The organism is Bifidobacterium sp. ESL0822 (assembly GCF_052606675.1).
This window is the reverse complement of the sequence record NZ_CP199596.1, coordinates 1881518-1895402: the sequence shown is the minus strand read 5'-3', so window position 1 is coordinate 1895402 and position 13885 is coordinate 1881518. Positions and strand designations below refer to the sequence as shown.

Genomic DNA, 13885 nt, shown 5'->3' with positions numbered 1-13885 from the left:
GCGTAGCATGTGAACGGCATTCAACGAATTCAAAGCCGACTCCAATCGGCAGTTCCGCGCTCGACGCTCCCGAGGCGTAGGCGGGTTTGAGGAGACCTGGTCGAGGCCCATCCCGCCGGGGATGAACCCTTTCAAGGAATGCCGTGTTCTTAAGACTGTTGTTTATCGCTTTAGGTGTATCTTCTGACGCTTTCGCTGTCTCCATCAGCAAGGGACTGTCCGTGGACAGACTGCGGGCGCGCCATCATTGGCTGGTGGGACTTTGGTTCGGCGGATTCCAGACTCTGCTGCCCCTGCTGGGATACTTCGCCGCCTCCATGCTGCAGGACTCTCTGGCCGCCGTGGATCACTGGATTATCTTCGGCATCCTTTCAGCCATCGGGGTCAACATGATCCGAGAGGGCGTCTACGGCGAGGAAGAGGAATCGAACAGCGAAGAGAGCTTCTCCTGGCGGCAGATGCTCCCTGCAGCCATCGCCACAAGCATTGACTCATTCGGCGTGGGCGCAGGCCTGGCCCTGCTGGGTATCAACATCTGGCTGTCCGCACTGGTCATCGGACTGGTGACGGCTGCGGCCTCCATTCTGGGGCTGCGCATCGGATACGCTGTCGGGTCCCGCTGGCGCAAGCCTGCAAGAATCGCCGGCGGCATCATTCTGATCGTCATGGGCATCCAGATTCTTCTGGATCATCTGATGAATGCCTGACTCAGAACGTCGTGAGCAAGACCATGGCAGCCAGAACCACAATGGATCCGGCCAGAAGAACCGACATCAGCGCCAGGCCAATGGCTCCACGCCGATCAACTGCCTCTTGTGCCCAGCGATGGCCCGAGGTCATGAGCCCGACCAGCAGCAGCAGGGCCACAAGCACCACCAGGATCGGCATCAGGTCAGGGTACAGGCCTCCAATCAACTCTGGCAGGAAGACCCATCCCGAGGCGGCGACGGCGGTCACCCCGCCCATGGCGGTTGCAGAAATACCACGGATGACCATCCGTCGGTCCCGACGCAGCATCTGCCGGACGAACATGAACACGGCCAGGAGGGCCAGCAGGAATGCCGCAGTCGACAGCCAGGCCCAAAGGGCACCAGGCCCCTGCACAACCAGGGTCGGCACCAGGCAGGCCAAGGCAAGCAGGCCGGACACGGCTCGGTCAGGACCTGATCGGATGCCCCGGCCCACCAAGGGCCAAGAGGCCAACAGGGCCAGGACCAGCACCAGAACCAGAACAGCCTGCACCCATCGAGCGACCCGGGGCTCGATCAGCAAACCCGTCACCACGCCCGGCAGAACCAGGGCCGTCAGGGCCAGCAGCTGCGTCAGAGCGGGTGCGTGCCCATCCCGGGTTTCTTTTACGGTCTGCGCCATGGGTCCTCCTGCCTGTCCCCGTCGGGGAGCCATACGTCACATCCTAGGGCAAGGCCATCCTGTGAACTCGGAGCCCTTGTGACGGGCCGATTGTACAATGATGACCACTGTTCAACGAATCCACCCCCGCTATGGACGAACGGACAGGGAAGAAGGTACCCCCGTGACGGATCTGACCTTGATGACCTGCGCCGAGGACCCGGCATCGGTTCTGCCAGCCTTGGCCCTGCTCTCCCATCGAGTGCGCGTTCTGCCCCTGGATGCCGCCTCCCTGGTAAGAATGCCGGAGGATACGGTGCTGCTGATTGATGCCAGCGACGACCTGGCCGAGGCCAAGACCCTTTGCAGCCTGACCCGAGCCTCGGGCCTGTCCACACCCATCATCCTGATTCTGAGCGAAGGCGGCTTCACCGTGGTCAATGCCGGCTGGTGCGTGGCCGATATTATCATTCAGTCCGCATCCCCCGCGGAGGTCGAGGCCCGGCTGCGTCTGGTCTGCCAGCGCGTGACACCGACACGCAAGCCGGATGTCCAGCCAGAAGAGGTGGAGGACCAGGTGCCCACCGGTCAGGTCCGCTCGGGTGACCTGGTTGTGGACACCGAGAGCTACACGGCCCGGATCCACGGTCAGCCCATCAACCTGGCCTACAAGGAGTTCGAGCTGCTCAAATACCTGGTTCAGCATCCAGGCAGGGTCTTCACCAGAGCCCAGCTCCTCCAGGAGGTCTGGGGCTATGACTACTACGGCGGCACCAGAACGGTGGATGTGCACGTGCGGCGGCTCAGGGCCAAGCTGGGCAGCGAGTATGAGCACCTGATCGGCACGGTCCGCAACGTGGGCTACCGATTCGATCCGCCCTCGTCGGCACGGACGGCCTCAGTCCCCAAGTCCGAGCCGGATGCCGAGACCGGCCCAGACCCAGCCGAGCAAAAGGACAGCAAGTCGGAACAATCCCAGGATTCCCAGAAGAAGAAAACCAATCATAGTGACTGATGCATCATCAAATCGAAAGCACCCTCAGGGCAGGGAAAGCAAGGCCCGACGCCTGGCCCGCATGCACGAGGAGTACCGCATCCTCTGCCAGGTCTTTCCCGAGGCGGTCTGCGCCCTGCACTTCCGCAACCCCTTTGAACTGCTGGTTGCCACGGTCCTGAGCGCCCAGACGACCGACAAGCGGGTCAACTCGGTGACCCCCGAACTCTTCGAGCGCTACCCCGACCCCGCGACCATGGCCCAGGCCCAGCCTGCCGAACTGGAGGCCATCATCCACCCGGTGGGCTTCTACCATGCCAAGGCCCGCCACCTCTTGGGGCTCTCCCTGATGCTGACCGAAGACTACGGCGGCAAGGTCCCCCAGACCATGGAGGAGCTGACCAGCCTGCCCGGCGTGGGGCGCAAGACGGCCAACGTGGTCCTGGGCAACGCCTTCAACATTCCCGGATTTCCGGTGGACACCCACGTCACCCGGGTCACCGGACGCCTGCGCTGGCGAACCGACTGGCGAAGCGCCCACCCCGATCCGGTAAAGATCGAGCATGAGATCTGCGATTGCTTCCCGCCCGAGGACTGGACCAATCTGTCACACAGGCTGATCCTCCACGGCCGGGCCACCTGCCACGCCCGCAAGCCCGACTGTCTCCACTGCCCCCTGGCCGAAACATGTCCCAGCGCCGAGCTCCTGGCCGGACCGGCCTCTCGGTAGAATCAAGACCATGGCACACGGCAGACACAAACAGATCAAATCCGGAGTCATCTTTCTCCTGGTACTGGCGGTCCTGACCGCGGGCACCTACATAGCCTGGCCAGTTGTGACAGGACAAGGAGGTTGGCAGCTGCCCTGGGCCCAGGGCGGTTCGGGCCAAATCGTGCGCATCCGCGCCCGCCAGGCCCCTGTATCCCTGGATATTCGTACCGAACCCGGACACGCCACCGACCAGGCCCTGATGGGCAACGTCTACCAGACCCTGACCAGGCCTGATGCAAAAGGTCGTCCGACACCCGGCCTGGCTCAGAACTGGGAGGTCTCCGCAAACGGGCTGCTCTATACCTTTCATCTGCGCGATGACGCCCGTTTCGCTGACGGACGCCGCCTGACCTCGGAGGATGCCCTCTGGTCCCTGCAGCAAATCATCGACCACCAGTACCAGGGCCATCGGGACCTGGACGGACTGGCCAGGGTCACCAACCCCGATGATGCCACACTGGTAATCGGTCTGAAGAGCCCGAACGCCAGACTGCTGACAGCCCTGAGCGGTCGGGCGGGCATAGTCTACGACCGCCAGGCCCGGGTAAACTATTCCACTCGATCAGCTGGTTCAGGCCCCTACCAAGTGGATGACTGGCAGCCGGGCACCAGCCTGACCCTGACCGCCAACAAGTCCTACCGAGGCCCGGACAAGGCCGCTATTCGCAAGGTGATCTTCAGCTACGCCGGCGGCCCCGAGCAGACCATCAAGGATTTGGACCAGGGACGCCTGGACGCTGTGGTGGACATGGACCCGGCCACCGCCGACCAGGCCCGCAAAACATCCTCAGCCAAGGGACGCAAGGCACCGACCGCCACGCCCAGCACAGACAATGTGGTCCTGGCCTTCAACAACGAGGCATCCAGCCTGCTGTCCGACCAGCATGTGCGCGAGGCCGTCCGCTATGCCCTGGACCGCCAGGCGCTGGCCGATCTGGAAGGCGGCGAAGCCAAAGCTCTGGGCGGGCCGCTCAACCCGCTGAGCCCCGGCTATGATCCCGGTCTGCAGGCCTTCCCCTTCGACCGAACCCAGGCGGCCCGTCGAACCTCTTACTACGCCCAGTCCTACTATCACGGTGGTCTGCGCCTGGTCTACCCCCAGGAATTCGGTAGCCAGGCGGGTGATCTGATCCGCACGCAGCTGAAGGCGGTGGGCATCCCCAGCCAGGTCTCCATGGTGGACCAGGCTGCATTCCGCGACCAGGTGCTCAACCACCACGACTATGACATGGCCCTGCTGGTCATGGACAATGATGAAATCGACCGCTTCGCCGACCCCGCCTCCACCATGCTCTTCGACAACGTCGATATTCAGAATTCCTGGAAGCAGGTGACGGACTGCACCGACCAGAACACCTATGCCGAGCGACTGCGGGCCTTTGCCCGACAGGTCAGCGACCTCTCCCCCAGCGACTGGCTTTATCAGCGTATGCCCCTGGTCCTCACCGCCCCTCGCCTCCAGGGCATGCCCAGCTCTCTGTTGGACCGCTACCTGCCCCTGTGGAACCTGCGCGTCCAGGGGTAAGGAGGCCGGTGCCCCTTGTCACTGTTCGTCCATAAAATGCTGGTATGTCTGCTGAACACCAAGGAATCGTCAATGCCCATCTGACCCCCCTGCCCGACAGGGTGGGCGTGGATGGCCTGGAGGAAAAGTGGTGCCGCGACTGGGACGAGTCCGGCGTCTATCGCTTCCGCAACACCCGCGAGCGCTCCGGCGTCTACTCCATCGACACCCCGCCGCCCACGGTCTCCGGGCATTTGCATGTGGGACACGTCTTCTCATATACCCATACCGACGTGATCGCCCGGTTCAAGCGGATGCAGGGCTATGACGTCTTCTACCCCATGGGCTGGGACGACAACGGCCTGCCCACCGAGCGACGGGTCCAGAACTATTACGGGGTTCGCGTGGATACCTCGCTCAAGTATGATCCGGACTTCAAACCCCCCTTCCACGGAACCAAGGGCAGGAAGATCAGCGCCAAGGACCAGGTGCCGGTCTCTCGGCAGAATTTCATCGAACTTTGCGAGGAACTGACCGCCGAGGACGAGAAGCTCTTCGAACAGCTCTGGCGGTCGCTGGGCCTGTCGGTGGACTGGTCGCAGACCTACCACACCATCGGCGAGCATCCCCGCCGGGTGGCGCAGAAGGCTTTCCTGCGGAACCTGGCCAGGGGCGAGGCCTACCAGAAGGAGGCCCCCGGGCTCTGGGACGTGACCTTCCAGACCGCCGTGGCCCAGGCCGAGCTGGAGTCGCGCGAGTACGACGGCTTCTACCATCGTGTGGCCTTCCGGTTTGCGGACGGCACGCCAATATACATCGAGACCACCAGGCCTGAGCTGCTGGCGGCCTGCGGCGCCCTGATCGCCCATCCGGACGACAAGCGCTACCAGAAGTACTTCGGGCAGAAGGTCTACTCCCCCCTGTTCAAGGTGGAGGTGCCCATTCTGGCCCACCCCGCCGCAGAAATGGACAAAGGCGCCGGCATCGCCATGTGCTGCACCTTTGGCGACGTGACCGACGTGCAGTGGTGGCGGGATCTGAACCTGCCCACCAGGTCCATCATCCAGCGCAATGGACGAATCGTGATGGACGTGCCGGATTGGATCACCGACGAAGGCGGACGGCGAATCTTCAAGCAGACCGAGGGCAAGACCACCTTCTCCGCCCGCAAGATCATCGTGGACGCCCTGCGCGAGTCCGGCGACCTGGACGGCGAGCCCAAGCCCACCAAGCGCATGACCAACTTCTACGAGAAGGGCGACAAGCCCCTGGAGATCGTCACTTCCCGTCAGTGGTACCTGCGCAATGGCGGCACCGATCAGAAACTGAACCAGGAGCTGCTGGAGCGTGGCAAGGAGCTCAACTTCCACCCGGACTTCATGCGGGTGCGCTACAACAACTGGGTCGAAGGCCTAAACGGTGACTGGCTGATCTCCCGCCAGCGCTTCTTCGGAGTTCCCTTCCCTCTCTGGTACCCGGTCAAGGAGAACGGCGAGACCGACTACGCCCATCCCATCACCCCGGCCGAGGACAGGCTCCCCATCGATCCCAGCAGCGACGTACCCGAGGGCTTCGAAGAGTCACAACGCGACCAGCCCGGCGGCTTCACGGCCGAGAGGGACATCATGGATACCTGGGCCACCAGTTCCCTGACCCCCCAGATCGTGACCCACTGGGCCGAGCCGGGCGAGCAGGACCAGGCCCTCTTTAAGGCCACCTTCCCCATGGATCTGCGTCCCCAGGGCCAGGACATCATCCGCACCTGGCTCTTCAGCTCCATGGATCGCGCCCACCTGGAGAACGGCTGCCTACCCTGGAGCGACACCACCCTGTCGGGGTGGATCCTGGACCCGGACCATAAGAAGATGAGCAAGTCCAAGGGCAATGTGGTGGTGCCGGACGAACCCATCAAGAAGTATGGAGCCGATGCCGTGCGCTACTGGGCATCCTGCGCCCGGCTGGGTCTGGACGCCACCTACGATGAGGGGCAGATGAAGATCGGCCGCCGCCTGGCCGTAAAGCTTCTCAACGCCGTCAAGTTCGCCCTGGCCATCGGGCGGGAGGATGAGAATCATAAGGTCACTCAGGCAGCGGAGGCCACCTGGAACCCCGCTGACGTCACGGTCCCGCTGGACCGGGCGGTCCTGGCCGGCCTTGCCCAGGTGATCGACCAGGCCACCAAGGCCCTGGAATCATACGAGCACTCCAAGGCCCTGGAGGTGACTGAGTCCTTCTTCTGGGACTTCTGCGACAACTACATCGAACTGGCCAAGAACCGAGCCTACGGAACTGCGGATGCCACCGGCAGGACCCCTGATGAGGCCCAGGTGCTCAGCGCCCGCACGACCCTGGGACTGGTCCTGGACGCTCTCGACCGTCTCCTGGCCCCCTTCCTGCCTTTCGCCACCGAGGAAGCATGGCAGTGGATGCACCAGGGAGACGGATCGGTTCACCGGGCCTCCTGGCCACGTCCAGAATCCTACCGGGCAGCTGCCCAGGGCCAGGATCCAGCTCTTTTGGCCTGGGCAGGCATGGCCTTGGCATCACTGCGGCGGATCAAGTCCGAGGCCAAGGTCTCCATGAAGACCCCCATCCTCTCCGCATCCTTGAGCGTGGCGCCGGAGGGCCTGGAAGCCGTCAAGGCCGCCCTGGACGATATAGCGGAAGCAGGCAGGGTCACCGGAGATCTGGATCTGGTCGAGGAGCCCGCTCAGTCCGAGGCGGCGCGAGCCGGCGAGGATGAAGCGGGCATCCGGGTGACCGCCAGCCAGCTGGGCGAGCCCCCCGCCAAGAAGCCTCGCAAGTAGGCTTCACAATTCCCAATGCAACCGGGGCGGTTCAGCCATAGGCACCGCCCCGGTTTTTTATCGGCGTCACTGGTGACAAGGCCGTTATCAGTGCAACCATCGTGGCAATCCGCAATGCCAATCGAACCTTCGGCGCTCATGCAAAAAGTGCAGCCTCCACAATCAACGGCATGGCCTCTTGCAACGAATTTGTCCTGCAAGGGCCTGATCACGACACTATGAACTGCTCGAAGATTGCAATGCTACAGTAGAAGTTATAGAGGGACTTTATTTTAGTGTGCACCGACGCAGATTTTGGGGTTACGACCCGGGGAATCGGCACGCTTGGGGAGGAAGAATCGAATGGGGAATGCTCATGGCATCCGCAGACTGATGACGCTGACAGCCATGGTTGGGTTGGCACTGATCGGCGCATCAACAGGAGCATACGCAACCACAGGCGATACGGCGCCTTCGCCTACCACGGAAACGCCCTCTCCCAGCCCGTACAGCAGCGTGAGTCCATTGCTCAGGACGGGCGGCGAAGCACAGGCCGGGGCCGCTGCTCCGACCGCCACACCATCACCGCTGGCCAGCAACAATCCCTCGCCTTTCAAGTCCATCCTACCGTTCAACGAGAAAAAGACAGACAAACCCATCAGGAACAGCTCACCGAGAGCCAAGTCGCCACAGACCAGGGATTCATCCTCATATACCCTCACTTTCGAGCCTGACGGGGGCTCGCTGGTATCCGGCTCGCCAGCCCTGAGCCAGACAGTAACCTCAGGTCATCTGGCATCTCCTCCTACCGTCACCAAATCAGGCTACCTGTTTGACGGATGGTTCCTGAAGGGCTCCGATGTAGCCTATGACTTCGGCAAGCCGGTCACCAGCACGCAGTCGCTGACGGCCCATTGGTCGTCGGTCAACGACGCCCAGTGGACGACAGCCGACGTCAGCGGTGACGACACCGGGGGCTCTGCAATCACCCTGACTCCCCCCAAACCCAGAGGGGTCAGATTCGCACAGGTCAGCGCCGGCCACGACCACACCCTGGCCGTAGGTTCGGACGGCCACGTCTACGCCTGGGGCGACAACAGCAAGGGCGAGCTTGGCGACAGCACCACAATCAACAAAAACACGCCAGTGCGCATTACCGAAAACGAGGCCATCAAGGGAAAGACCTTCATATCCGTCAGCGCGGGAACCACATTCTCCATGGCCCTAGCCTCGGACGGCACCGTCTACACCTGGGGCGACAACAGTCGCGGCGAACTCGGCAACAGGTCCACCACGAATTCTTCAGTACCGGTAAAGGCGAATCTCAACGCCACCATCACCGCCATCAGCGCCGGATACTGGCATGCCATGGCCCTGTCCTCGAGCGGGACGATCTACACATGGGGAGACAACGAATACGGCCAGCTCGGCAACGGGCACACGGGTGTCAACGTCAACGCTTCACCAGCAGCGGTCTCTTCATCCGGCGTCACCTTCACCACCATCAGCGCCGGATACGATTTTCAAACGGCGCTGGACAGCCAAGGACATGCCTACGCCTGGGGACGCAACCAGGGCGGCCAGCTCAGCATCGGCACCATGGACGGCACCAGCAGTGGTTCCAATGTCTACACTCCATCGCGCATTTACGGCGACTCGACCGGCAACCCAGACAGCACAGTCTACACCGACATCGATGCAGGGTACCTGCACGTCCTGGCACTGAGCAATTCAGGCAAGGTATATTACTGGGGTTATCCCCTGACCAAAGGAGATGACCCCAATGCCGACAGCGTTCACTCCTTCTATCCCAGTCTGGTAAGCCTGCAACCGGGAGCGGCGACGCCTGTTTCAGTCAGCGCCGGGGACTACTCCTCTGCGGTGGTCGACTCTGCGGGCAGCCTGTACATGTTCGGCAGCAATTCCAGCGGCCAGCTGGGCGACGGAACCACAAAACCTAAATCAATCATGACCAAGGTGAGCCTGACAGGCGTCACAGTCGCCGCATTCGATGTCTGCCGGCACAGTCTGGCCATCGGCTCGGACGGGCTCCCCTACAGCTGGGGGGAAGCGAAAAGCGGCAAGCTGGGACAGGGCAGCAGCGGGCCTCAAAGCGGTTCGCAGACCAAGCCTGCAGCGGTCAGCCCACCCCAGACAGATCTGGCCAAGGTGACCTTCGGCAGGACGGATGTAGCCAAGACCGACAGCAACAGCCCAATCAGCCGAACTTCAGCAGGCGACGACACCTGGAGTTCAAATACCCCATGGACGGTCACTACCCCGCACCACACTTACGGAACCACCAAGATCAGAATCAACGACGGTCAATGGTCCATTGGCGGCGCCGCACAGCAGGGGCAAAGCATCGGCAACTATACATTCACACCCACTGCCCAGAAGATCACCTTTGATTCGGACGGAGGCTCATCAGCCTCGGACCAGTTCGTCACCGCAGGCAAGCAGGCTTCACCTCCCACCGTCACCAAGGCAGGTTTCCTCTTCGACGGCTGGTTCATCAAGGAGGCGGACGGCAGCTCCAATGTGGCCTACGACTTCAGCAGTCCGGTCACCGGGCCACTGAATCTGAAAGCGCATTGGTCTTCGTCAGATATGAAATGGAAGACCTCGGATGCCCTCCATGGCGACGACACCGGAGGCTCCAAAATCACCCTGACTCCCCCCAAACCCAGAGCAGTGAGGTTTGCCCAGGCCAGCGCCGGGCGCTACCACACCCTGGCTGTGGGTTCTGACGGACACGTCTACGCCTGGGGGAATCAGGCCAGCGGCGGACTGGGAAACAGCAAAGACTCAGGCACGGCAACAACTCCGGTGCGAATAGCCGAAAATGATGCCATAAAAGGAAAGATCTTCATAGCCGTCAGCGCCGGCGACACTTACTCTATGGCCCTGGCCTCCGACGGGACGGTCTACACCTGGGGCAGCAACGACAAAGGCCAGCTCGGCAACGGCACTGCCGGAAGCTATTCCAGCGAACCAGTAAAGGCACAGACAGGCAATGCCAAAATCACCGCCATCAGCGCAGGACGGGCATACGCCATGGCCTTGGCCTCGGACGGCACGGTCTACACCTGGGGCAGCAACGTCGAAGGCCAGCTCGGCATCGGCAGTTCAGACAAGGGCAGCCATTCCTCCCCCGCCAAGGTCACGGCGTTGTCCGACATCACCGCCATCAGCGCAGGGTTCACCACAGGCACGGCCTTGGACAGTCAAGGCCATGTCTGGACTTGGGGCAAGAACGACAAGGGGCAGCTCGGCAACGGCGCCCCTGCTGACAATCCGACTCCGACACGTGTTCAAGACCTGGGCACCGGACAGCCTGATACCCGGTTCTATATCGCCATTAGCGCGGGCTACCAGCACGTGCTGGCGCTGGATACGGATCATGACCTCTATGGATGGGGTTCCGGCACCGCCATCGGCTCCACTACAGATACCAATGTCAGTACGAGAGGATCCACCGCGATTAGCTTTGGAGACGAGCCTGTCAACATCACCTCCATCAGCGCGGGCGATGATGGATCGGAAGCCATAGACGATAGCGGAAGGATATATACCTGGGGCAAGGAGGGCTACGGCCAGCTGGGCAATGGCGTGAACGACAATACGGCATGGCAGACCAATCCGAAAGCCATCACCCTGGCCCAGTCGGTAAAGGCTTCCGCAGTGTCCACCTCCGGCCATCACCAGACGGCCATTGGGTCTGACGGATTGCTCTACACCTGGGGATACAGCTACTACAACCAGCTCGGACGAACCGGAGCGACCTCAGTGCCTGGCACTACACAGTCGCCGCAGATCACCCTGATTAAGGTCATCTTCGGCACCATGGCCAGCAGCACCAAGCCAGCCACAAACCTGACCCAGACAGGCAAAGACACCTGGGATGCAAACCGGGATTGGACCTTCGTCACACCCGCGTACCCGTACGGCCCCTCCAGTTTCACCATCACATGGACTATTGCCGACGATACCGGAGACTCAAGGCAGAGGCAGCAGTTCGACTACACCTTCGATCGAACCAAGAAGCGCATAACGCTTGACCCTGAGGGAGGTACTGGAGCCGCATGGACAAGCAAAGACATCGAGGAAGGTGAATTGGTACCCCGACAGACCCTGGCCAAGACGGGGTTCCTCTTTGACGGGTGGTTCGTCAAAGCGGATGACGGCAGCTCCAATGTGGCCTACGACTTCGGCAAGCCAGTCACGGACCCGTTGACCCTGGTCGCACACTGGACGCCTTCGGCTCCAACTACTGTCGACCCAACCGTCAGTCCATCTACTGGCGGATACCAGGTCACCATCACTCCGCCCTCGCAGCGCGGCATCCGCTTCGCCCAGGTCAGTACAGGCAAAAACCATACCCTGGCCATCGGCAGCGACGGCAACGCCTACGCCTGGGGAAACAACAGCACGGGACAGCTCGGCAACGGCAGCAAGGATAGCAGCAAGACGCCCGTCCAAGTGAAGAAGCCATCCGGTGCAGGTACCGACTTCGCCTACACCCAGGTAAGCGCAGGATATGGATTCTCGTTGGCCCTCGGAAGTGACGGTAATGCCTACGCCTGGGGAGACAACGGCAGGGGGCAGCTTGGCAAGGGCGCTGCAGACGGCACCAATACGACGCCCGTCCAAGTGAAAAAGCCCTCCGGCGCAGGCACTGACTTCGCCTACACCCAGGTAAGCGCAGGAGGCTATCATTCCCTGGCCGTCGGCAAGGATCATCAGGCCTATGCCTGGGGGGACAGGAGCAACGGCGGACAGGTGGGCGACGGTAACACGACCGGGAACGCCCCTGCTCCTGTAGCCGTCAACGCAAGCGCCACCAGTCCTGGGTTCCAAGTCAGGCAGGTCAGTGCGGGATACCAGCACTCTCTGATCATCGGCATAAGCGGACAAACCTACGCCTGGGGATACGGCGACAGCGGCAGACTGGGCAACAATGCCAAATCCTCACAGGCCACTCCTGTGTCGGTGTCGTCACCCGTGAAATACGAGGACGGATCGACAGGATTCTTCGCCACCCAGGTCAGCGCAGGAGGCTCGCACTCCCTGGCCATCGGCAGAGACGGCAAAGCGTACGCCTGGGGTGCGAATACCGACGGACGACTGGGCACCGGAGACACCAATGATGCCGCAATACCAACCTTGGTGGCCGATCCCGACGGAGGCAGCGATGGATTCAAACCCACCGAGATCAGCGCCGGAGGATGGTTCTGCGCAGGAATCGACGACAAAGGGAAGATATACACCTGGGGAAACAACGGTCAAAACGCCCTGGGCAATATCTCCGTCACGGGATCCATCAGCGCATCCCCCGTTCTGGTGAGCAAAGACGGCAGCACCATACAGATCAGTGCAGGCGAGCGCCAAGTCCTGGTCATCGACTCCAACGACATGGCCTATGGCTGGGGCGACAACAGCAGCAGACAGCTAGGAACCAATTTGGACAGCACTTCCGTCAAGGCAGCCACCTTGGTCTGCCCGCCGCAATTGACCATCAGCTCGGTCACAGTCGGCACGGATCCGGATACTGCCGCAGTTCTTGAACTGACCCGGAGCGGCACAGCCGACGCATGGGGATCATGGAATACCTGGACCTTCTATACCCCAGCCTTCAAGGCGGGCCGGACAACAGTCAACGTCACCTGGAATGTGGGCCAAGGCAACCCTCAAACCGAGAATCTGCCCTTTACCTACAAGGATATTCTGCCTCTGACCGGTAGCCAGGGTCTGCTCATCGTGCTGCTTGTCGGACTTTTCATAACGGTGACTGTCCTGGCAGCAAGACAGCATTACTTGGAAATGGCTCGTCAGACTCTAACCAGCACTCGCTGATACCTTGTGGCCGATGGCATAGGAATTGATCCGAGCCGTCGGCCATGACCATACGATGGATTTCCTCAGTGTGAGTTGGCCTGATCGGCCAGCCGTTCGTGGTCGCGCTTGGCGGCATCGGCCACGAGATGCAGATAGGCCTCAGCCAGATCCGGGTCCAGCCCGTAATCATCAGCCTTGTCTCGCAAGGTAGCTATTTGTGTGCTCTCCCGGCGCATATCCGCCGAGGCGAATCCTGCCTGGGCCTTGAGCAGCCCGATGCGGTGGGTCACCCTGAACCGTTCGGCCAGCATGGCGACAATGGCGGCATCGATGGTGTCCACATCGGCACGCAGTTCCTCCACCTGGCGGGCAGCCTGGGCCTGTGGACCCCCGCTCTGCACCTGGTCATCGATCACTGTTTCCATCTTCGCATCGCTCATAAAATACCAGTCTAATCAAGCGTCCTAGGCGACTATGCCGGGCTCCTCTCCACCTTGACACTGGTGTTATTGGAATGGATGGGATTATTGACTCTTGGTGAGAGTCTCGTTCGCCTACACCTACCTATGCAAGTGCCGGACGCATGGGTGAGGATGCCTTCACATGAAGATGGTACGTAGTCGTGGCGCCACAGTACTCGT

At 61.7% G+C, this 13885-nt stretch carries 8 protein-coding genes; 6 read left to right on the top strand and 2 right to left on the bottom strand.

Annotated features, from left to right (window positions below; translation table 11 throughout):
* The first annotated feature begins 143 nt into the window (after positions 1-143).
* The gene (locus ACUIAF_RS07390) at positions 144-707 is read left to right on the top strand and encodes a manganese efflux pump MntP (RefSeq protein ID WP_110417696.1); all 564 of its coding nucleotides are present in this window, start codon (positions 144-146) and stop codon (positions 705-707) included.
* 1 nt (position 708) lies between these two features.
* Here ACUIAF_RS07390 and ACUIAF_RS07385 read toward each other — a convergent pair whose 3' ends face one another.
* Complete coding sequence (locus ACUIAF_RS07385; RefSeq protein ID WP_015022501.1) at positions 709-1371, bottom strand: hypothetical protein; 663 nt, start codon at positions 1369-1371, stop codon at positions 709-711.
* A 163-nt stretch (positions 1372-1534) separates the two neighbouring features.
* Here ACUIAF_RS07385 and ACUIAF_RS07380 point away from each other — a divergent pair, with 163 nt between their 5' ends.
* The 5 genes from ACUIAF_RS07380 to ACUIAF_RS07360 all read left to right on the top strand — a co-directional run bounded on the left by ACUIAF_RS07380 (position 1535) and on the right by ACUIAF_RS07360 (position 13262).
* The gene (locus ACUIAF_RS07380) at positions 1535-2365 is read left to right on the top strand and encodes a winged helix-turn-helix transcriptional regulator (RefSeq protein WP_445338411.1); all 831 of its coding nucleotides are present in this window, start codon (positions 1535-1537) and stop codon (positions 2363-2365) included.
* Positions 2366-2426: 61 nt separating this feature from the next.
* Positions 2427-3074, top strand: a complete 648-nt coding sequence (gene nth / locus ACUIAF_RS07375; protein WP_110417862.1) for an endonuclease III — start codon at positions 2427-2429, stop codon at positions 3072-3074.
* A gap of 10 nt (positions 3075-3084) precedes the next feature.
* Positions 3085-4641, top strand: coding sequence for an ABC transporter substrate-binding protein (locus ACUIAF_RS07370; RefSeq protein WP_445338410.1), 1557 nt, complete (start codon positions 3085-3087; stop codon positions 4639-4641).
* A gap of 44 nt (positions 4642-4685) precedes the next feature.
* Positions 4686-7427: a valine--tRNA ligase gene (gene valS, locus ACUIAF_RS07365; RefSeq protein ID WP_445338408.1), complete on the top strand. Its 2742-nt coding sequence runs from the start codon at positions 4686-4688 to the stop codon at positions 7425-7427.
* A gap of 342 nt (positions 7428-7769) precedes the next feature.
* Positions 7770-13262 carry an RCC1 domain-containing protein gene (locus ACUIAF_RS07360; protein ID WP_445338406.1) on the top strand — a complete coding sequence of 1831 codons (5493 nt, stop codon included), beginning with the start codon at positions 7770-7772 and terminating at the stop codon, positions 13260-13262.
* Between the two features lie 65 nt (positions 13263-13327).
* Here ACUIAF_RS07360 and ACUIAF_RS07355 read toward each other — a convergent pair whose 3' ends face one another.
* Complete coding sequence (locus tag ACUIAF_RS07355; protein WP_445338404.1) at positions 13328-13684, bottom strand: chorismate mutase; 357 nt, start codon at positions 13682-13684, stop codon at positions 13328-13330.
* Between the last annotated feature and the right edge of the window lie 201 nt (positions 13685-13885).

What these genes read in the sequence shown, in the direction of transcription:
- nth (WP_110417862.1), top strand. Translation starts at nt 2,427, where the DNA reads ATGCACGAGGAGTACCGCATCCTCTGCCAGGTCTTTCCCGAGGCGGTC.
- ACUIAF_RS07360 (WP_445338406.1), top strand. Translation starts at nt 7,770, where the DNA reads ATGGGGAATGCTCATGGCATCCGCAGACTGATGACGCTGACAGCCATG.
- ACUIAF_RS07370 (WP_445338410.1), top strand. Translation starts at nt 3,085, where the DNA reads ATGGCACACGGCAGACACAAACAGATCAAATCCGGAGTCATCTTTCTC.
- valS (WP_445338408.1), top strand. Translation starts at nt 4,686, where the DNA reads ATGTCTGCTGAACACCAAGGAATCGTCAATGCCCATCTGACCCCCCTG.
- ACUIAF_RS07385 (WP_015022501.1), bottom strand. Translation starts at nt 1,371, where the DNA reads ATGGCGCAGACCGTAAAAGAAACCCGGGATGGGCACGCACCCGCTCTG.
- ACUIAF_RS07355 (WP_445338404.1), bottom strand. Translation starts at nt 13,684, where the DNA reads ATGAGCGATGCGAAGATGGAAACAGTGATCGATGACCAGGTGCAGAGC.